The sequence below is a fragment of the Diaphorobacter sp. ED-3 genome (assembly GCF_027625375.1).
Classification (GTDB): domain Bacteria; phylum Pseudomonadota; class Gammaproteobacteria; order Burkholderiales; family Burkholderiaceae_C; genus Diaphorobacter; species Diaphorobacter nitroreducens.
Genome location: NZ_CP115182.1, coordinates 2,516,127 through 2,536,418, shown reverse-complemented (window position 1 = coordinate 2,536,418; position 20,292 = coordinate 2,516,127). Strand labels below are relative to the sequence as shown.

Annotated in this window: 15 protein-coding genes and 1 pseudogene; 12 read left to right on the top strand and 4 right to left on the bottom strand. The window is 67.4% G+C overall.

Annotation, left to right across the window (positions count from 1 at the left end; all coding sequences use genetic code 11):
* Window positions 1–162 precede the first annotated feature (162 nt).
* The gene (purL, locus tag PCQ86_RS12385; protein WP_270173869.1) at window positions 163–4,197 is read left to right on the top strand and encodes a phosphoribosylformylglycinamidine synthase; all 4,035 of its coding nucleotides are present in this window, start codon (window positions 163–165) and stop codon (window positions 4,195–4,197) included.
* 19 nt (window positions 4,198–4,216) lie between these two features.
* Here purL and PCQ86_RS12380 read toward each other — a convergent pair whose 3' ends face one another.
* A complete protein-coding gene (locus tag PCQ86_RS12380; protein WP_270173868.1) occupies window positions 4,217–4,648 on the bottom strand; it encodes a hypothetical protein in 432 nt (143 codons plus the stop codon).
* A 114-nt stretch (window positions 4,649–4,762) separates the two neighbouring features.
* Here PCQ86_RS12380 and PCQ86_RS12375 point away from each other — a divergent pair, with 114 nt between their 5' ends.
* The 4 genes from PCQ86_RS12375 to egtB all read left to right on the top strand — a co-directional run bounded on the left by PCQ86_RS12375 (window position 4,763) and on the right by egtB (window position 9,185).
* Window positions 4,763–5,761: a DUF808 domain-containing protein gene (locus tag PCQ86_RS12375; RefSeq protein ID WP_011805497.1), complete on the top strand. Its 999-nt coding sequence runs from the start codon at window positions 4,763–4,765 to the stop codon at window positions 5,759–5,761.
* Between the two features lie 153 nt (window positions 5,762–5,914).
* Window positions 5,915–6,502: an OmpW/AlkL family protein gene (locus PCQ86_RS12370; protein WP_011805496.1), complete on the top strand. Its 588-nt coding sequence runs from the start codon at window positions 5,915–5,917 to the stop codon at window positions 6,500–6,502.
* Between the two features lie 297 nt (window positions 6,503–6,799).
* Window positions 6,800–7,801 carry an L-histidine N(alpha)-methyltransferase gene (gene egtD / locus PCQ86_RS12365; protein WP_270173867.1) on the top strand — a complete coding sequence of 334 codons (1,002 nt, stop codon included), beginning with the start codon at window positions 6,800–6,802 and terminating at the stop codon, window positions 7,799–7,801.
* A 19-nt stretch (window positions 7,802–7,820) separates the two neighbouring features.
* Window positions 7,821–9,185: an ergothioneine biosynthesis protein EgtB gene (egtB, locus tag PCQ86_RS12360; RefSeq protein WP_442874413.1), complete on the top strand. Its 1,365-nt coding sequence runs from the start codon at window positions 7,821–7,823 to the stop codon at window positions 9,183–9,185.
* A 68-nt stretch (window positions 9,186–9,253) separates the two neighbouring features.
* Here egtB and PCQ86_RS12355 read toward each other — a convergent pair whose 3' ends face one another.
* Both PCQ86_RS12355 and PCQ86_RS12350 read right to left on the bottom strand, forming a co-directional pair.
* Window positions 9,254–10,534, bottom strand: coding sequence for an O-acetylhomoserine aminocarboxypropyltransferase/cysteine synthase family protein (locus PCQ86_RS12355; RefSeq protein ID WP_270173866.1), 1,281 nt, complete (start codon window positions 10,532–10,534; stop codon window positions 9,254–9,256).
* Between the two features lie 291 nt (window positions 10,535–10,825).
* On the bottom strand, window positions 10,826–12,829 hold the full coding sequence (locus PCQ86_RS12350) for a peptidase U32 family protein (protein ID WP_220638888.1): 2,004 nt from the start codon (window positions 12,827–12,829) through the stop codon (window positions 10,826–10,828).
* A gap of 205 nt (window positions 12,830–13,034) precedes the next feature.
* Between PCQ86_RS12350 and gltS the strand changes: the two genes are divergently transcribed.
* The 5 genes and pseudogenes from gltS to PCQ86_RS12325 all read left to right on the top strand — a co-directional run.
* Window positions 13,035–14,249, top strand: a complete 1,215-nt coding sequence (gene gltS, locus PCQ86_RS12345) for a sodium/glutamate symporter (protein ID WP_270173865.1) — start codon at window positions 13,035–13,037, stop codon at window positions 14,247–14,249.
* Between the two features lie 28 nt (window positions 14,250–14,277).
* Complete coding sequence (locus PCQ86_RS12340; protein ID WP_015913150.1) at window positions 14,278–14,514, top strand: hypothetical protein; 237 nt, start codon at window positions 14,278–14,280, stop codon at window positions 14,512–14,514.
* A gap of 53 nt (window positions 14,515–14,567) precedes the next feature.
* Window positions 14,568–15,653 carry a tRNA adenosine(34) deaminase TadA gene (gene tadA / locus PCQ86_RS12335; RefSeq protein ID WP_270173864.1) on the top strand — a complete coding sequence of 362 codons (1,086 nt, stop codon included), beginning with the start codon at window positions 14,568–14,570 and terminating at the stop codon, window positions 15,651–15,653.
* Window positions 15,646–16,632 (top strand): LD-carboxypeptidase, encoded by a 987-nt coding sequence (locus PCQ86_RS12330; protein WP_270173863.1) that lies wholly within the window; start codon window positions 15,646–15,648, stop codon window positions 16,630–16,632. Before tadA ends, PCQ86_RS12330 begins: the two co-directional genes overlap by 8 nt.
* 89 nt (window positions 16,633–16,721) lie before the next feature.
* Window positions 16,722–17,354: pseudogene (locus PCQ86_RS12325) on the top strand (penicillin acylase family protein); the annotation flags it as partial.
* 268 nt (window positions 17,355–17,622) lie between these two features.
* On the opposite strand, the gene PCQ86_RS12320 reads toward PCQ86_RS12325, so the two are convergent.
* Window positions 17,623–17,925, bottom strand: a complete 303-nt coding sequence (locus tag PCQ86_RS12320; RefSeq protein ID WP_007182542.1) for a putative quinol monooxygenase — start codon at window positions 17,923–17,925, stop codon at window positions 17,623–17,625.
* Window positions 17,926–17,991: 66 nt separating this feature from the next.
* On the opposite strand from PCQ86_RS12320, the gene PCQ86_RS12315 reads away from it, so the two are divergent.
* Complete coding sequence (locus PCQ86_RS12315; RefSeq protein WP_270173862.1) at window positions 17,992–19,005, top strand: GlxA family transcriptional regulator; 1,014 nt, start codon at window positions 17,992–17,994, stop codon at window positions 19,003–19,005.
* Window positions 19,006–19,215: 210 nt separating this feature from the next.
* The gene (locus tag PCQ86_RS12310) at window positions 19,216–20,280 is read left to right on the top strand and encodes an alkene reductase (RefSeq protein ID WP_270173861.1); all 1,065 of its coding nucleotides are present in this window, start codon (window positions 19,216–19,218) and stop codon (window positions 20,278–20,280) included.
* Window positions 20,281–20,292: the final 12 nt, after the last annotated feature.

Genomic DNA, 20,292 nt, shown 5'->3' with positions numbered 1-20,292 from the left:
TCGGCCTTTGCCCCCTGTGGGCGAGGGGCGGGCAAGGGCGGGTGCCGCGGGCTAAAATAGCGGGCTCCCACCAACACGCGCTGCCGGCGCGGCGGCCCCATTCAGCGGCTGCCTCAACCAGCGGGCGAAACGCCTCTTTCTGCCACCACACAGGCCGCTACCGTGACCTTGCACATCACCCCGCTGGAGGGCGGCAATGCCCTCAGCACCTTCCGCGCCCAGCAACTGCAACCCGCCCTGGCGGCCATTCATCCCAAGATCGACGGCATTGCGGCGCGCTTCGTGCACCTGGTGGCCGGCGACGCCGCACCCGATGCCGCCGCGCGCGAGCGCCTGGCCGCGCTGCTGACCTACGGCGACCCATACGCCGGCCCGCGGGACGGCATGGTGCTGTATGTCACTCCGCGCCTGGGCACGGTGTCGCCCTGGGCGTCCAAGGCCACGGACATCGCCCACAACTGCGGCCTGGCGGTGCGCCGCATCGAGCGCATCACCGAATACCGCATCAGCCTCAAGGGCGGCCTGCTGGGTGGCAAGCCCGAGTTGAGCACCGAGCAGCTGCAGCAGGTTGCGGCGCTCTTGCACGACCGCATGACGGAATCGGTGGTCACCACGCTGGACGAGGCGCAGCGCCTGTTCACCGAGCTGCAGGCCGAGCCCATGGCCTTCGTGGACGTGCTGCAGGGCGGGCGTGCGGCGCTGGAGGCTGCGAACAAGGCCTGGGGCCTGGCCCTGGCCGACGACGAGATCGACTATCTGGTCAATGCCTTCACAGGCCTGGCGCGCAACCCCACCGACGTGGAGCTGATGATGTTCGCCCAGGCCAACAGCGAGCACTGCCGCCACAAGATCTTCAACGCGCAGTTCACCATCGACGGCGTGGCGCAGGACAAGAGCCTGTTCGGCATGATCCGCAACACCGAAGCCGTGTCGCCCCAGCATACCGTGGTGGCCTATGCCGACAACGCCTCCATCATGGAAGGCAGCGAGGTCGAGCAATTCATCGCCAAATTCGAGTCTTTCGCCCAACAGGCAAGCGCTCCAAGCTATCAAAAGCGTAGTGCAACCCACCATGTGCTGATGAAGGTGGAAACGCACAACCACCCCACGGCCATCTCGCCGTTCCCCGGTGCCGCCACCGGTGCGGGGGGCGAGATCCGCGACGAGGGCGCTACCGGCCGCGGCTCCAAGCCCAAGGCGGGCCTCACGGGCTTCACCGTGTCCAAGCTCTGGGGCAGCGAGGTGGGCAAGCCCGAGCACATCGCCAGCCCACTGCAGATCATGACCGAGGGGCCGCTGGGCGGCGCCGCGTTCAACAACGAGTTCGGCCGGCCCAACCTGACGGGCTACTTCCGCGAATACGAGCAGGTGGTCGGAACGGGCGAGGGCGCCATCATCCGCGGCTACCACAAGCCCATCATGATCGCGGGCGGCCTGGGCACGATCGACGCGCGGCTCACCCAAAAAATCCTGTTCCCCGCCGGCACGCTGCTGATCCAGCTGGGCGGCCCCGGCATGCGCATCGGCATGGGCGGCGGCGCCGCCAGCTCCATGGCCACGGGCACCAACGCGGCGGAGCTGGACTTCGACTCCGTGCAGCGCGGCAACCCCGAGATCGAGCGCCGCGCGCAGGAGGTCATCAACCACTGCTGGGCGCAGGGGGCGGACAACCCCATCCTGGCCATCCATGACGTGGGCGCGGGCGGCCTGTCGAACGCCTTCCCCGAGCTGACGAATGACGCGGGCCGCGGCGCGCGCTTCGACCTGCGCGCCGTGCCGCTGGAGGAGTCCGGCCTGGCGCCCAAGGAAATCTGGTCCAACGAGAGCCAGGAGCGCTATGTGCTGGCCATCGCGCCCGAGTCGCTGGCGCAGTTCACGGCCTTCTGCGAGCGCGAGCGCTGCCCGTTTGCCGTCATCGGCACGGCCACCGAGGAGCGCCAACTGGTGCTGGAAGACACGGCGGTCACGTCCGGCGACCAGAAATATCCTGTGGACATGCCCATGGACGTGCTGCTGGGCAAGCCGCCCAAGATGCACCGCGACGTGACCAGCGTGCAGCGCAGCTTCGCGCCGCTGAACGTGGACGGCCTGCCGCTGGAGAAGGCCGTGATCGAGGTGCTGGCCCACCCCACGGTGGCCTCCAAGCGCTTTCTCATCACCATCGGTGACCGCGCCGTGGGCGGCCTGACCCACCGCGACCAGATGGTGGGCCCCTGGCAGGTGCCCGTGGCCGACGCGGCCGTGACGCTGGCCGACTTCCGTGGCTTTGCCGGCGAGGCCATGGCCATGGGCGAACGCACGCCGCTGGCGGCGCTCAATGCGCCCGCGTCGGGCCGCATGGCGGTGGCGGAAAGCATCACCAACCTGTTGGCGGCACCCATCGAACTGCCGCGCGTGAAGCTGTCGGCCAACTGGATGGCGGCCTGCGGCGAGCCCGGAGAAGACGCCGCGCTGTACGAGACCGTGAAGGCCGTGGGCATGGAGCTGTGCCCGCAGCTGGGCATCTCCATCCCCGTGGGCAAGGACAGCCTGTCCATGCGTACCCAGTGGAGCGAGGGCGGCGAGACCAAGAAGGTCACCTCGCCCGTCAGCCTCATCATCACCGCGTTCGCCACGCTGGCCGACGTGCGCGGCACGCTCACGCCGCAGCTCGACGCCAAGGAAGAGGACACGACCCTCGTGCTGATCGACCTGGGCCGCGGCAAGATGCGCATGGGCGGCTCCATCCTCGGGCAGGTGCTGAACCAGACCGGCGACGAGACGCCCGACCTGGACGACGCCAAGGACCTGATCGCCCTGGTGGACGCCGTGAACGCGCTGCGCGCTAAAGGAGCGATCCTGGCCTACCACGACCGGGGCGACGGCGGCCTGCTGGCTACCGTGGCCGAGATGGCCTTTGCCGGTCAGGTGGGCGTGGCGCTGAACGTGGACATGCTCATCACCGAGGGCGACGGCATCACCGACGGCCGCATGGACAGCGGCGAGGGCAAGAACTGGGGCGCCCAGATCAGCGGCCGGCGCGAGGAGCGCACGCTGCGCGCGCTGTTCAACGAGGAACTGGGCGTGGTGCTGCAGGTGAGGACCAGCGAGCGCAACGAGGTCATGCAGACGCTGCGCGCGCACGGCCTGTCCACTTGCAGCCACTTCGTGGGCAAGACGCGCCCGCTGTCCTCGCCCATCGATGCGGGCAAGGGCGAGTTGCAGGTGTGGCGCGATGCCAAGGTCGTGTTCAGCGCCAGCCTGCCGGACCTGCACCAGGTGTGGGACGCGGTGAGCTGGAAGATCTGCCAGCAGCGCGACAACCCCGCCTGCGCTGACAGCGAGCACGCCGCGGCCGGCGATCCCGCAGACCCCGGCATGCACGTGCAGCTCACGTTCGACCCATTGGACAACGTGGCTGCGCCGTACATTGCCACAGGCGCGCGCCCGCGTGTGGCGGTGCTGCGCGAGCAGGGCGTGAACTCGCACGTGGAAATGGCCTACACCTTCACCGAGGCGGGCTTCGAGGCGTTCGACGTACACATGACCGACCTGCAGACCGGCCGTGCCGACCTGGCGCAGTTTGCTGGCGTGGTGGCCTGCGGCGGCTTCAGCTACGGCGACACGCTGGGCGCGGGCATCGGCTGGGCGCGCTCCATCACGTTCAACGAGCGCCTGTCGGCCCAGTTCCAGCAGTTCTTCGCGCGTGGCGATACCTTCGCCCTGGGCGTGTGCAACGGCTGCCAGATGTTTGCCGAACTGGCCGACATCATCCCTGGCGCGCAGGACTGGCCGCGCTTCACCACCAACCAGAGCCACCGCTTCGAGGCGCGCCTGTCGATGGTCGAAGTGCTGGAATCGCCCAGCATCTTCCTTCAGGGCATGGCCGGCAGCCGCCTGCCGATCGCCGTCGCGCACGGCGAGGGGTATGCCAACTTCCAGTACCGTGGCAATGCCGCCAAGGTGGTGCGTGCCATGCGCTTCGTGGACAACCATGGCCAGCCGACCGAGCGCTACCCGTTCAACCCCAATGGCAGCGCCGGCGGGCTCACGGCCGTGACGACGGCGGACGGACGCTTCACGGCCATGATGCCGCACCCCGAGCGTGTATTCCGCAACATCCAGATGAGCTGGACCGATCTGGCCGCCACGGGGGGCAAGGACGCGTTCAGCCCCTGGATGCGCGTGTGGCGCAACGCACGCAAGTGGGTGGGGTGATCGGCGCCGCGGCGCGCGGCTAGCAGCCGCCGCGCGCCTGGCACTCGGGCACGATGCGCCCGTGCGCATCGCGCCACTGCAGGGTCGGGCCGCCGGAAGACGGCTCCACCGGCGCGGGTGGCTGCGGCGGCCGGTACGGATCGTGCAGCACGGTGGATGAGCCCACGCCGGCTCCGACGTGTGCGCCGCCCATGGGAACCGAGGCACCCACGCCCACGCCGCCAGTCACCTGGCCGCTTGGGTGCACTCCCACTCCGACGCCCATCGGCCCCACGCCGGTGCCCACCCCGGCTGATACGCCGCCCGAACCCACGCCGACGCCCACGCTGAACGGCCCCACCGGCACACCCACGCCCAGGCGCGCCGACGGGCCGGCGCAGGCGGACAGCACCAGCGCGGCCAGCGCGGCGGCGGTGCGCACGGGGCGCGAGGACGCAGTGCGAGAGGGCATGCCGCCATGGTACGCCTGCCCGCCTATTACAAAAACAATAGCTGTCAGCGCTTGTCCCACATGCGTTAGGGGTGTTTTCATTCAGAATGGCGGCTTCTTGAAAGGAACTCACCCATGGCCGGCGCCAGCCTTCTGACCCTGCTTGACGACATCGCCACCATCCTGGACGACGTGGCCCTCATGACCAAGGTGGCTGCCAAGAAAAGCGCCGCCATGGCCGACGACGTGTCCGTCATGACCAAGGTGGCGGCGCAAAAGACCGCAGGGGTGCTGGGCGACGACCTGGCGCTCAATGCCCAGCAGGTCACCGGCGTGCGGGCAGAGCGCGAGATCCCCGTCGTGTGGGGCGTGGCCCGCGGATCCCTGGTGAACAAGGCCATCCTCGTGCCGGCGGCGCTGCTCATCAGCGCGTTCGCGCCGTGGGCCGTGACGCCGCTGCTCATGGTGGGCGGGGCCTTCCTGTGCTTCGAAGGCTGCGAAAAGCTCGCGCACAAGCTTTTGCACACGCCCGAGGAAGACGCCGTGCAACACGCGATCCATGCGCAGGCCAACGCCAATCCCAACGTGGACCTGGCGCGGGTGGAGAAGGACAAGATCAAGGCGGCCGTGCGTACCGACTTCATCCTCTCTGCTGAAATCATCGCCATCACCCTGGGCGCCGTCGCGGGCGCGCCTTTTGCGCAGCAAGTGGCGGTACTGGCGGGCATTGCCGTCCTGATGACGGTGGGGGTCTATGGCCTCGTGGCGGGCATCGTGAAGCTGGATGACCTGGGCCTGTGGCTCAGCCGCCAGGCCAGCAACGCGGCACAGGCCCTGGGCCGCGGCATCGTCGCGGCCGCACCCTGGCTCATGAAGACGCTGTCGGTGGTCGGCACAGCAGCCATGTTCCTCGTCGGCGGGGGCATCCTGGTGCATGGCGTGCCGGCGCTGCACCATGCCGTCGAGGGCGTGGGCGCGGCGGTGCAGGGTTGGCCGCTGGGCGGACTGTGGTCAGTGCTGGTGACCAACCTGCTCAATGCCGTGGTGGGCTTGGTGGCGGGCGCCGTGGTGCTGGCGGGGTGGACGCTGGTGGGACGGCTGCGCGGCAAGGCGGCTGCCAATGGCACGCATTGAGTGAGGCCATATGCCGCCGTTTGTGACGGAATAGACACATACGAATAGACACACAGATTCTGGGTTTGATCTGCGGCAATATTGACCATATTACTCGTGGGCTTAATACGTGCACGGGGGTCGTCCCCGGTCAACCCAACGTATCGAGTCAACATGAAAAAGAATCTTCTGGCCCTGGCCGTTCTGTGTGCGATGACCTCCGGCGCTGCCTTCGCGCAGCAGGTTGCGGAAGGTTCCTGGCTGGTGCGTGCACGCGCGGTGCATCTGGACAGCGCCAACAACGGTGCTGCCGGCGACGCGGGCGTGAGCATCAACGACAAGTGGATTCCTGAAGTCGACGTCTCGTACTTCTTCACGCCCAACCTCGCTGCCGAACTGGTCCTGACCTACCCGCAAAAGCACGACGTGCGTCTGAACGGCGACAAGATCGGCTCGCTCAAGCACCTGCCGCCCTCGCTGCTGCTGCAGTACCACTTCACGAACTTCGGCGCGTTCAAGCCGTACGTCGGCGCTGGTGTCAACTACACGCGCTTTTCCAGCGTGAAGCTGCCCGCGGGCCTGGACGTGAAGCGCAACAGCTGGGGCGGTGCCCTGCAAGTGGGCTTCGACTATGCGCTGGACAAGAACTGGTCCCTGAACGTGGACGTGAAGAAGGTGTACATCGACACCGACGTGCGCGGCGTGGGCACTTTCAAGGTCGACCCGGTGCTGTTCGGCGTGGGCGTGGGCTACCGCTTCTAAGCACGCAAGTTCCGTTCTTCATGGTGGGGTGGGCCGGCGTATGCGCCGGCCCTTTTTTTTATCCTCGGCGGACGGTAAATCGATGCTCTCATTGAAGGAGCTATTTGCGCTTGATGGGCAAGCGCTTCCGCCCGATTTGATCCTTTATTGGCAGGGCGGCGAAAAAGCCAACCACAGCGGGCAATCCGGCACAAGAGGTGCACTCTGGATTGCCCTGCAGATCGCGCGTACGTCCTACCTGAAGAGGTGTCGTTGGATTGCGCGGGCGATTTGGCCCCTGGCCTACGCTGCAGCGCTATGTCTGCAGTTTCTCCCCTTGCTCGGCTTGACGGCGTCCTTCACCACCTCGGCCTGGCACCGCCGCAGCCGCCCGCGGATGTGGCCTCGGCCGACGAACGCGGCGAGATCCTGGCCGGCCTGTTGCAGCCGCAGGCGGCGCTCTCACCCAAGTATTTCTACGACCAGCGGGGCTCGGAACTCTTCGAGGCCATCACCCGACTGCCCGAGTACTACCCCACGCGTACCGAGCGTGCCTTGCTGCGGCGCCACGGGCACGCCATTGCCCAGGCCGTAGGCCCGGCGCGTGTGGTGATCGAGCCCGGGGCGGGCAATTGCGACAAGGCGCGCGACCTCTGCGCGCTGGTGCGGGCCACGCACTTCGTGGGCGTGGACATCTCCGCCGACTACCTGCGGGATGCCATCGCGCGCCTGCGCGTGGCACTGCCGGGCCTGCATGCCCGCGCCGTGGGCGCGGACATCACCCGGGGTGTGCACCTGCCGCCGGACGTTCCCGGTGCGCGCCGCCTCGTCTTCTACCCTGGCTCGTCCATCGGCAACTTCGACCCGCCCCAGGCACTGGCCCTGCTGCGGCACATGCGCGAACTGGCGCTGGACGATGGCGGCCTGCTGATCGGGTTCGACCTGCCCAAGGACGTGGCCGTGCTGGAGGCCGCGTACGACGACGCCGCCGGCGTGACCGCGGCCTTCAACCGCAACGCGCTGGCCCACGTGAACCGCCTGGTCGGCAGCGACTTCGTGCCCGCGCAGTGGCGCCACCGCGCCTTCTTCAACCCCCATGCCTCGCGCATCGAGATGCACCTGGAGGCCGCGGGGCCGCAGCGCGTGCGCTGGCCGGGCGGCGGGCGCGACTTTGCGGCGGGCGAGCGCATCCATACCGAGAACAGCTACAAGTACCCGCTGCCGGATTTCACCGCGTTGCTGCACGAAGCGGGTTTCACGCGCACGCAGGCCTGGACGGACGATCGCGGCTGGTTCGCCATGGTGCATGCCCAGGCGTGATGCCGCCAGGGGATACCACATGCGCTTGCCACCCTCGACTCTCACGCTGCCGTCGTCGCCGCAGCAGTCGCAACCCGCGATGGCGCGGCGCTACGCCGCGGTGCGCGCGGCCACCGAGGCGCTGGCGCGGCCCCTCTCGGCCGAGGACTGCTGCGCCCAGTCCATGCCCGACGCCAGCCCCGTCAAATGGCACCTGGCGCACACGAGCTGGTTCTTCGAGACCTTCGTCCTGGAGGCGCACGAGAGCGGCTTCCGAGCATTCGATCCGGCGTTCCGCGTGCTGTTCAACTCGTATTACCACGGCGTGGGGCGGCAGCACCCGCGCCCGCAGCGTGGGTTGATCACGCGGCCCGACCTGGCCACCGTGCGGGCCTACCGCGCCGACGTGGATGCGCGCATGCAGCAGCTCCTGTCGCAGCCCGAGGTGCCGGGTGACGTGCTGGCGCTGGTGGAACTGGGCCTGCAGCATGAGCAGCAGCACCAGGAGCTGATCCTCACCGACGTCAAGCACCTGCTCTGGTGCAACCCGCTGTGGCCGGCCTACCAGGGCACAGCCGCGGCCGTGGTGGCGGACGCCATTGCGGCGCAAGACACCGCGTGGCGGCGCCTGGAGGGCGGCCTGGCGCAGATCGGCCACGATGGCGAGGGCTTCGCCTTCGACAACGAGACGCCGCGCCACACCGTCTTCCTGCAACCCTTCGAGATCGCCACCCGACCGGTGACCAACGCGCAGTACCTGGCTTTCGTGCAGGCCGGCGGCTACCGCGAGCCGGCCCACTGGTTGGCCGAGGGCTGGGACTGGCGGCGTGCGCAAGGGCTGGAGCACCCCATCTACTGGTGCGGTGACGGGGAGTGCGGCCAAGGTGGCGGGCCAGGCGGCTGGAGCGAATTCACGCTATCAGGCGAGCGCCCGCTGCATTCTGCGCAACCGGTGGTGCACCTGTCCTACTACGAGGCCGATGCCTTTGCCCGCTGGGCCGGCGCGCGCCTGCCCACGGAAGCCGAGTGGGAGGTGGCCGCCGCGGCGGCCTGTGCCGGGCCCGCGGGCTGCGTGGACCATCCCGGTGATGCCGATGTCTTGGACGACGGCGGACGGCTGCATCCCCGCCCCGCGGCGCCGGCGGGCGGCGGCGACACCCCCCCACCGATGGGCGGCGAGGTCTGGGAATGGACGCAGTCCAGCTACGCCCCGTACCCCGGCTTCGCGCCCGCGCCCGGCGCCGTGGGCGAGTACAACGGCAAGTTCATGGTGAACCAGTACGTCCTGCGCGGCGGCTCCTGCGCCACGCCGCCCGGCCATGTGCGTGCCAGCTACCGCAACTTCTTTCCCGCCACGGCGCGCTGGCAGTTCACGGGCCTGCGGCTGGCACGCGATGCCCGCTGAGCAGTGGGTATGCTCCTAAATCAGGAGCTACTAGCGCTTGCCAGGAAAGCGCTAGAGCCGAAAATCGCTTAAACCGCGTCCAGCGCCTGGTGCAGGTCGGCCAGCAGGTCGTCGATATGCTCGATGCCGATGGACAGGCGCACCATGCCCTCGGTCACGCCCGCCTGGGTCAGTTCTTCGGGATTGAGCTGGCGGTGCGTGGTGGAGGCCGGGTGCGTGGCCAGCGACTTGGCGTCGCCGATGTTCACCAGGCGAGTGAACAGCTGCAGCGCGTCCAGGAAGCGCGCACCGGCGGCGCGCGGGTCGCCGCTGGCCTTCAGGCTGAACGACAGGATGCCCGAGGCGCGGCCCTTCATCTGGCGCTGCACCAGGGCATGGTCCGGGTGGTCCGGCAGACCGGCGTAGCGCACCCACTCCACCTTGGGGTGGCCCTGCAGCGCCTCGGCGATCTTCTGCGTGTTCTCGCAAATGCGGTCCATGCGCAGCGCCAGCGTCTCGATGCCCTGCAGGATCAGGAAGGCGTTGTGCGGCGAGATGGCAGCGCCCGTGTTGCGCAGCGGCACCACGCGTACGCGGCCGATATAGGCGGCCGGGCCCAGGGCCTCGGTGTAGACCACGCCGTGGTAGCTCACGTCGGGCTCGTTCAGGCGCTTGAAGCGTGCCTTGTGCTCAGCCCAGGGGAACTTGCCGCTGTCCACGATGGCGCCACCCATGCTGTTGCCGTGGCCGGCCAGGTATTTGGTCAGGGCGTGCACCACGATGTCGGCGCCGTGCTCGATGGGGCGCAGCAGGTAGGGGCTGGGCACGGTGTTGTCCACGATCAGCGGCACACCATGGGCGTGGGCCACGTCGGCGAGGGCGCGGATGTCGGTCACGTTGCCCAGCGGGTTGCCGATGGATTCGACAAAGATGGCCTTGGTGCGCGCGTCGATCAGCTGGCCGAAGCTGGCGGGATCGCGTGCGTCGGCAAAACGCACCTCGATGCCCTGCTGGGGAAAGGTGTGGGCAAACAGGTTGTAGGTGCCGCCATAGAGCGTGCTGGCGCTGACGATGTTGTCGCCCGCCTCGGCGATGGCCTGGATGGCGTAGGTGATGGCCGCCATGCCCGAGGCCACGGCCACGGCGGCAATGCCGCCCTCCAGCGCCGCGACGCGCTTTTCCAGCACGTCGGTGGTGGGGTTCATGATGCGCGTGTAGATGTTGCCGGGCACCTTCAGGTCGAACAGGTCCGCGCCGTGCTGGGCGTTGTCGAAGGCGTAGGCCACCGTCTGGTAGATGGGCACGGCCACGGACTTGGTGGTGGGGTCGGGCGAATAGCCGGCGTGGACGGCCAATGTCTCGATGCGCATGTGCTTCCTTTGCGGGTGAAGGGGAGGGCGGGGCCCGGCGTCCTGGGGCGCTTCCTAGTGCGAGCCCTGGGCGCCCTGGGGCGGAGATAGCCGCGCGATTATGGCGGCCCCCCCTCCACAGGCCAACGATGCATTGGCAATGTCGATATGCGCCCGCGCGGCGCCGGGCGGGCGTTGCGTTATCCCCGCAGCCTGTGGGCTGTGCTGTGGAAAACCCCGTGGGCAACTGCGCGAAGCCGCGCCAGTCATGGCCTGGCACGCGATGCCCATGTTTTGGGCAGCAGGCCAGGATCAGGCGGAGGTGGGCGCCGGTCGCGTGCGGTAGAACTGCAGGGGCTGGGCCTGCATGTCCTTGAGGTGCTGGTTCATCACCGACTTCTTCATCTTGCCCACCACGTGCATCTCGCAGGGCTTGCAGTCAAAGCGCAGGGTGAGCTTTTCCTTGCCGTTGATGAGCTGCAGCGGCTCGGCCTTGATGGTGCCCTTCACGCCGATCACACCCTTGGCCTGCTTGGGGCACAGGCTCATGGAGAAGCGCACGCAGTGCTTGGTGATCATCAGGCTGACTTCACCTTCTTCCTCTTTCGATTCGTACGCGGCGTCGATCACCTTCACGCCATGCTTCACGTAGAAGTCGTGCGCCTTGTGGTTGAACACATTGGCCAGGTAGGTCAGCGTGTCTTCGGGGAAGGGCACGGGTGGCTGCACCGGCACGGCGCGCGGCAGGCGCACGAAGCCGGCGGTGCGCGCGTCCTCCAGCGCGACCACGGCGTCACGGCGCAACTGGTTCAGTGCCGATGCGGGCACGAACCACGGCTGCGAGAGCTGCAGCGCAATGGCGTGCACGGCGAAGCGGGTGGCGCCAAAGCGCCCGAGCTGATCGCGCAGCGTGGCCTCGGCCTTGACCGCATCGGTGGCTGGCTGGTGGGGCTGGATGACCGACGCACTGCCCACGAAGCCGTCTTCGTCGGTGAGCGTGAGCGCAAAGCCGTCGGCGGTCTCGGCCAGATGGGCCCACAGGCCGATGCGACGGTCGCTTGATTTCTTCTCCAGCGTGCGCACCCAGTCCATGTCGCGGTTGCGGTTGATCTCCAAGCCCTTGCGCAGGTCCTTGAACTCGGTGATCTCGTTCTTGGGGAACACGCGCCAGATGCCCTTCTTGGGCGCCACGCATTCGGCGCGGTTGATGTGCACGCCCACCAGTTCCTTTTGCAGGTCGTAGTAGCACAGGCCGTCGCCGTTGTGCAGTGCGGTGGCTTTGTCGCTCACCTCCAGCTCGAACCAGTTGTCGCCGATCTGCGTCACCCAGGCGATGGCGCGGCCCGGCGTCTTCGGGGTGTCGAAGGCGCCGATGTCCTCCTTGCGGCCGTTGACGAAGTAGTCGGTGAACTCGCGGTTGAAGTTCTGGTCGGGATCGGGCTCGAACGTGAAGGTGGTGCGGCCGCTGGACGAGCGCGCCAGCGGCTCGCCCGTGAACTCGCGCTCCTCGATGATTTCGTCCAGCAGCTTGCGGTAGTGGGCGGTGATGTTCTTCACGTAACCCATGTCCTTGTAGCGGCCCTCGATCTTGAAGCTGCGCACGCCAGCGTCGATCAGCGCGCGCAGGTTGTCGCTCTGGTTGTTGTCCTTCATCGACAGCACGTGCTTCTCGTGCGCGATGATGCGGCCGGCGCCGTCCAGCACCTCGTAGGGCAGGCGGCAGGCCTGGTTGCAGTCGCCCCGGTTGGCGCTGCGCCCGGTGTGGGCATGGCTGATGAAGCACTGCCCCGAATAGGCCACGCACAGCGCGCCGTGCACGAAGAATTCAATGGTGGTGCGGCTGGGGTCGGTGGCTTCGCGAATGGCCTGGATCTGCTGCAGATCCAGCTCGCGCGCAATCACGATCTGCGACAGGCCTGCGTCCTGCAGAAAGCGCGCCTTCTCGGGCGTGCGGATATCGGTCTGCGTGCTGGCGTGCAGCTGAATCGGCGGCAGGTCCAGCTCCAGCAGGCCCATGTCCTGGATGATGAGCGCGTCGGCGCCGGCCTCGTACACCTGCCAGGCCATCTGGCGGGCACCCTCCAGCTCGTCGTCGCGCAGGATGGTATTCAGCGTGATGAAGATGCGGCTGTTGAAACGGTGCGCGTGCTGAATGAGCCGCTCCAGGTCGCGGATGTCGTTGCCCGCCGTGGCCCGCGCGCCAAAGGCGGGGCCGCCGATGTAGACGGCGTCGGCGCCGTGGTTCACGGCCTCGATGCCGATATCGGCGTCGCGCGCGGGGGAGAGCAGTTCGAGCTGGTGGGGCAGGAGGGACATAGGGCGTGAATTATCCCGGTCTGCGCCCGGCCGTGCCGGGGCGGGGGTACCCGGCGGCAGGTACGCGTCTGGCAAAATTGCGGGTTTTCCCGGATGGTTCATGGACAGGGCGCTTAGCGCGCGTGTGGTTTGTGCGCCTGCCGCTTCCACCGCCAGCGGCACGGCTGGGTTGCGTCCGCCGGCGTGGTTCTTCCTTTGAGATCACATGGATATACAGTTCAGCACCTACTACACCCTGATCTTCGCGGCCATCGTGCTACTGGTGGGCAAGTTCCTCGTGCAGCGCATCCGCTGGCTGCGCGAATTCAACATTCCGGAACCCGTGGCGGGCGGCCTGGTGGCGGCGCTCATCTCCTGGGGGCTGAACGCCGCGTTCGATGTGCGTGCGTCGTTCGACACCGGCCTGCAGACCGCCTTCATGCTGGTGTTCTTCTCCTCCATCGGGCTGAGCGCCAACTTCCTCAAGCTGCGCGAGGGCGGCATGGGGCTGATCGTCTTCCTGCTGGTCGTGGTGGTGTTCATCGGCGTGCAGAACAGCGTGGGTGTGGCGCTGGCCACCGCGCTGGGGCTGGACCCGCTGATCGGCCTGATCGCGGGCTCCATCACTCTGGTGGGCGGGCACGGCACGGCCGGGGCCTGGGGCTCGGTGCTGGAAAACGACCACGGCATCCCTGGCGCCATCACCTTGGGCATTGCCTGTGCCACCTTCGGCCTGGTCATCGGCGGGCTGATCGGCGGGCCGCTGGCCAAATGGCTGATCCAGCGCCACGGGCTGAAGCACCCGCAGAGCACGGGCGATGCCGGCGCGCTGGAGGCGGGCACGCCCAACTTCGAGTTCCCGCACAAGACACGCCTGATCACGGCGGACGCGGCCATCGAAACCATGGCCCTGTTTGCCGGCTGCCTGGCCTTTGCCGAGTTCATGAGCCAGTTGACGAAGGGCACGGCGCTGCAACTGCCCACCTTCGTGTGGGCGCTGGGCGGGGGCGTGCTGATCCGCAACGTGCTGGACTACGTCTTCAACTTCGAGGTGTTCGATCGCGCCATCGACGTGTTCGGCAACACCGGGCTGTCCGTCTACCTGGCGATCGCGCTGCTGTCACTCAAGCTGTGGGAGCTGGCAGGGCTGGCGGGTCCGCTGGTCATCATCCTGGGCGCGCAGACGCTGGTCATGGCGGCCTACGCGGGCTTCGTCACCTTCCGCCTGATGGGAAGCAACTACGATGCGGCCGTGCTCTGTGCGGGGCATTGCGGCTTCGGCATGGGCGCCACGCCCACGGCGGTGGCCAACATGCAGGCCATTACCAACCAGTACGGCGCGTCGCACAAGGCTTTCCTGATCGTGCCCATGGTGGGCGCGTTCTTCATCGACCTGGTCAATGCCGTGGCCATCCAGGTCTTCATCAACGTGTTCGGCTAAGCGCCCACCACGGCGCGGAGGGCAGGCGGTGCGTACAGGATTCGGACTGATCGGGCTGCTGCTGGCCTTGGCCCTCGTGGCCGTGCTGGTCAAGAAGCAGATGGGCGCCACGCGCGTCGCCGTGCCGCCCGCCGTGCAGGGGCTGCCGGCGCCGGCGGAGGGCGCTGCCTCCACGGTGCGCGCGCAAAGCCAGCAGGTGCAGCAGCAGGTGAAGCAACAGATGGACGCACTGATGCAGCAGCCACGCACCCTGCCCGAAGATTGATGGCCAAAATGGCCTCTAGCGCTTACCCATCAAGCGCGAGCAGCTATTGAAAGATGAGCGAATCCGACGACGCCCACTGGATGCGCGAGGCCATCGCCCAGGCGCGCGCCGCTCAGCAGGCGGGCGAGGTGCCCGTGGGCGCCGTGCTGGTGCGCGATGGGCAGGTGATCGCCACCGGGCGCAATGCCCCCATCGCCGGGCACGACCCCACGGCGCATGCCGAGATGGCCGCGCTGCGCGCCGGCGCGGCGCAGCTCTCCAACTACCGGCTCGACGGCTGCACGCTCTACGTCACGCTGGAGCCGTGCGCCATGTGCAGCGGCGCCATGCTGCACGCGCGCCTGCCGCGCGTGGTCTACGGCGCGGCGGATGCCAAGACCGGCGCGGCGGGCTCGGTGGTCAACCTGTTCGCCGAGCCGCGTCTCAACCACCAGACCGCGGTGCAAGGCGGCGTTCTGGCCGATGAATGCGGTGCACTGCTGAGCGACTTCTTCCGCGACCGCCGCCGCGCCCAGCGGGCGCAGCAACTGGCCGCCCACCCGCTGCGCCAGGACGCGCTGCGCACGCCCGACGCCGCGTTCGCCCATCTGGACGGCCCCGCGCCGCATTACGTGAGCGATCTGCCCGCGTTGGCCGGCCTGCGCCTGCACTACCTGGACGAAGGCCCGCGCGACGCCGCCCGCACCTGGCTGCTGCTGCATGCCAGCCCTGGCTGGAGCCATGGCTGGCAGCCCATGCTGGCGGCCTTCGTGCAGGCCGGCCACCGCGTGGTGGCGCCGGACCTGATCGGCTTCGGCCGCAGCGACAAACCCAAGAAAGAAGCCGCCCACCGCCTCGACTGGCATCGACAGGTGCTGGCCGAGCTGGTGCAGCGCCTGGCCCTGCGCGGCGTGGTGCAGGTGGCGCAGCCCGGTGCGCCGCTGCTGCCCGATGCGGCGTCGGCGCCCCTGGTGCGCGTGCTGCATGTGCGGGGGGGCGCGCCCTGCGATGCCGCGCCGTTCCCCGATGCCGGCCATCGCGCCGGGCCGCGCGCCTTCGCCCGTTTTGCCGATGCCGATGCCGCGCCGCTCCTCACCGTGCCGGACGCCAGCGCCGCCTCGGCGCTGCGCGCTATGGAATACTTCACCCGCTATGCCTAACCACCCCCACGACTGCGGCCACGATCACTGCGATCACCCTCACGGCCCCCGGCACATCTACATCTACTCCCCTTCCGGCGCGGTGCGCGACAAGGCCGCGTTCAAGCGCGGCATTGCCCGCCTGCAGGCCATGGGCCACGAGGTGGAGGTGGACCCGGACGCGCTCGCGTCCCACACGCGGTTTGCCGGCGACGATGCCACGCGCCTGGCCGCCATCCACCGCGCGGCCGCCAGCGGCGCCGACGTGGCGCTGATCAGCCGCGGCGGCTACGGCCTCACGCGCATCCTGCCGGGCATCCAGTACAAGGCCGTGGCCAAGGCGGTGGAGCGCGGAACCCAGTTCGTGGGCGTGAGCGACTTCACGGCCTTCCAGTCCGCGCTGCTGGCCAAGACCGGCGCCACCACCTGGGCCGGCCCGGCGCTGGTGGGAGACCTGGGCGTGCCGGACGAGCCCGACGACATCATGCTGGCCTGCCTGGACGATCTGCTCACCGGCCACGGCGAGGGCAGCGGCTGGCGCATGAACGCCGAGAAACCCCGCGCCGACGGCCAGCCCGCCGTGCGCGACATCTACGTGAAGAAGGCCACCCTGTGGGGCGGCAACCTGGCCGTGCTGTGCTCGCTGGTGGGCACGCCGTATTTCCCGCAGGTCAAGGGCGGCGTGCTGTTCCTGGAGGACGTGGGCGAGCACCCTTACCGCGTCGAACGCCTGCTCACCCAGCTGCTGCACGCCGGCGTGCTGGCCCAGCAAAAGGCCGTGGTGCTGGGCCAGTTCAATGAATACAAGCTCACGCCGCACGACAAGGGCTTCAAGCTGCAGAGCGTGGTGGACTGGCTGCGCATGCAGATCAAGGCGCCCGTGCTCACCAACCTGCCGTTCGGCCATGTGCCCACCAAGGTGCTGCTGCCCGTAGGCACGGAGGTGTCGCTGTCGGTCGAAGGGCGCGACGCGCTCATCTACTGGGGCCATGCCCACTGATATGCTATTGATTTAAGAGCTGCCGGCGCTTGAAGGGTGGGCGCGATGGTAGGTTCTGGCTTGAAACGCCGCGACGGCGGGGAGGCGGCATGGGCAGATTGCAACGCATCGGCGTGGGCGCCGTGGTGGCGCTGGTGGCAGCGCTGCTGCTGGCCGGCAGCGTGGCCGCGGTGTATGCGCTGCGCAGCTTCCCGCAACTGGACGGGGCGCTGCGCGCCGCCGGGCTGCAGCACGCCGTGGCGGTGCGCCGCGACGAAGCCGACGTGACGCACATCGAGGCGCAGACCCCCTGGGACGCGTGGTTTGCCATGGGCTACGTGCATGCGCAGGAGCGCACCTGGCAACTGGAGTTCAACCGCCGGCTGATGCACGGCGAGCTGTCCGAGATCCTCGGCCCCGCCACGCTGGACACCGACAAGCTCATGCGCACGCTGGACATCATGGGTGCGGCGCGCCGCCAGTACGCCGCGCTGCCCGCGTTCGCGCGCGAGGCGCTGCAGGCCTACAGCCGGGGCATCCAGTCCTTCCACGCGGCGCGGACCCAGGCGCTGCCGCCGGAGTTTTTGCTGCTGGGTGCGCGGCCCGGCGGTGCGCAGGGCGTGGCCTGGGCGCCCGAGGACAGCGTGGCCTGGGCGCTGATGATGGCGCTGGACCTGGGCGGCAACTGGGGCAACGAGTTCGCGCGCCTGTCGCTGGCGGCCGCGCTGCCCACCGAGCGGCTCGCCTCAGACAGCGGCACTGAACTGAATGCTGTGCTGCCCAAGATGAGCCCTCTGAACCCGCAGTACCTCACCAAGAAGCAGACGGTGTTTCACAAGATCGCTGCGTTTGTGGAGAAGTTCAAGGGTGTGGGTGGGCAGGTTTGAATCTGCCCTTTTCTCGCCGGAAAATCCATAGACTGCAAGAATGACAGCAAGGAGGTTGGGATCGCACGTAGGGCTGTGTGACCCCCATCCTGCAGCGTGACCTGATTGGGTCAAGGCCGAGTTGTCATGCAGGCAGTTTGGCTGCAAGCAGTTCGACCTTCTCGATATTAGGCGGAGAACTGAGCAAGGTCGCGGCGTTGGCCATCAAGGCCGCGGCGATCTGGCCGTTCAGATGTGCCTGGCGACCTGCCTCATCGGCAAAGGCATCGAACACACCAAACGTCGAAGGGCCAAACTTCAATGCAAACCAGGCCGTGGTGCCGGACTCGGCGTTGGCGAGCGGCAGTGCGCTGGCCAGGAAGTCGGCAAGCGCAGCCTCCTGGCCGGGTTTGGCTTCGAGGCGAACAAACAGGGCGAGCTTGGTCATGCTGTATTCCTTTGGGTAAATGGAAAAGTGGGTGAAGGGATCAACGAGACTGCAGTCTAAGTCTTCATGACAGACATCTCTATAGGCAATAATGACGACATTGATATCATTGTTGCCATGAAACTCCACCTCCTTGTTTGTGATGGCGTGTTTGATCTGGGGCTTGCGGCACTCACTGACACAGTGGGCTTAGCCAATGCGATGGCGGGCTCGCTGCCACAGGCTCCCGCGCACATAGAGCTCACGCTGGTGGGCGTGCGGCGTCGCATCCGAACTGCGCAAGGCTTGACGGTCCCCGTGGTCACTGCGCATGGTGTGCCGAAACCAGACGTCGTGCTCGTGCCAGCGTTTGGCGACAAGATGCCTGACACGCTCTCGGCTCGACTCACACGCCCCGATGTGCCCGACGCGGTCGCGGCGCTACAGCAGTGGTCCACCGCTGGCGCGCACCTTGGTGCCGCTTGCTCCGGTAGTTTCTTGCTTGCAGAGTGTGGCCTGCTTGATGGGCATCGTGCGACGACGTCATGGTGGCTGGGGCCGATGTTTCGGCAGCGCTATCCGAACGTCACGCTGGACGAGTCACGCATGATCGTGAACTCGACACGCTTCACCACCGCGGGTGCCGCTTTGGCCCACGTCGACTTGGCCTTGCGCATCATCCGAGGGCGCAGTCCGGCGCTGGCGGCCCTGGTGGCACGCTATCTGCTGGTCGAGACACGCAGTTCGCAAGCCGAGTTCGTGATTCCCGACCACCTTGCGCATGCCGACCCGATGGTGGAGCGCTTCGAGTGCTGGGCTAGACGTCGGCTCGCGCAGGGGTTCTCGCTGGCCGAGGCGGCCAGCGCCGCGGGCACAAGCGAGCGCACCTTGGCGCGGCGGCTGCAAAGCGTTTTGGGAAAGACACCGCTGTCGTATTTCCAGGACCTGCGCGTGGAGCATGCCGTCCATCTCTTGCGCACCGGGAACGCCAGCGTCGACCAGGTCGCCGCACAGGTCGGGTACTCGGATGGGGTGACCCTGCGGGCCCTGTTGCGCCGCAAGCTGGGCCGGGGTGTCAGGGAGTTGCGACGCGGTGGATGACCAAAGGCGTTTGGTGCATGTACGGCTGGAGACAGCCGCGAAACTGTCGGAAGCAAAGGCTTACCCACTTGCGTCTACTACATCGTGCGTTGGGTGCAAAAGCACCAGCCGTGCCAAAGCAGTCTTCAGTGACCTTTCAAAGGTCAGAGTATTGGGAATACTGTTAGCTTTACCACTGTTTTCTGTTCACTAATCTGGGGTTTCATCCACATGTTATTCAATCCACTTCAAGTAGGTTCTCTCACCCTGCCCAACCGCATCTTTCTGGCACCACTGACCCGCGCCCGTGCCGACGCTGGCCACATGCCCAACGCGCTGATGGCCGAGTACTACAGCCAGCGAGCCACCGCCGGCCTGCTGATTTCCGAATGCACCATGGTGGCGCCCGGTACATCGGCCTTCGTCAATGAGCCTGGCATCTACAACGACGCGCAGATTGCAGCCTGGAGGCAGGTGACCGACGCGGTGCACGCCAAGGGCGGACGCATCTTCATGCAGATCTGGCACGCTGGCCGCGCAGCCTACCCTGGCGCTGCCGATGGCGCCCCCATTGTCTCCAGCGTTGCCACCGCTATTGAGGGTGAGATTCACACGCCCCAAGGCAAGGTGCCGCACGCGGTGCCCCACCCCCTGACCATCGAAGAGATTCCCGGCATCGTGGCTGCGTTTGCTCAAGGCGCACGCAACGCCATTGCCGCCGGCTTTGATGGTGTGGAAGTACACGGCGCCAACGGCTACCTGATTGACCAGTTTCTGCGCGACACGCCCAACCAGCGCACCGATGCCTATGGCGGATCGCTGGAAAACCGTGCACGTTTGCTGTTCGAGGTACTCACCGCTGTGACCCAGGCCATCGGTTCCGAACGTGTGGGTCTGCGCCTGTCGCCACTCAACAGCTTCAACAGCATGAAGGACAGCGACCCGCTGGCCCTCATCGGCTTCCTGGCCGATAGGCTCAATGCCTTCAAGCTGGCTTACCTGCACGTGATGCGCGCCGATTTCTTCGGCGTGCAGAAGGCCGATGTCATGCCCGTAGCGCGTGAAAAGTACAAGGGTGTGTTGGTGGGCAATATGGGTTACAGCGCTGATGAGGCAGAGGCAGCTATTGCCGAAGGTAAGCTTGACGCTGTGGCCTTTGGCACCGCCTTCCTGGCTAACCCGGACCTGCCCGCACGCATCAGGGCCAAGGCACCGCTGAACGCGCCTGACTCCAACACGTTCTACGCAGGTGGCGCCAAGGGCTATACAGACTATCCGACACTGCAGGTCGCGTAAATCAAAACCCAT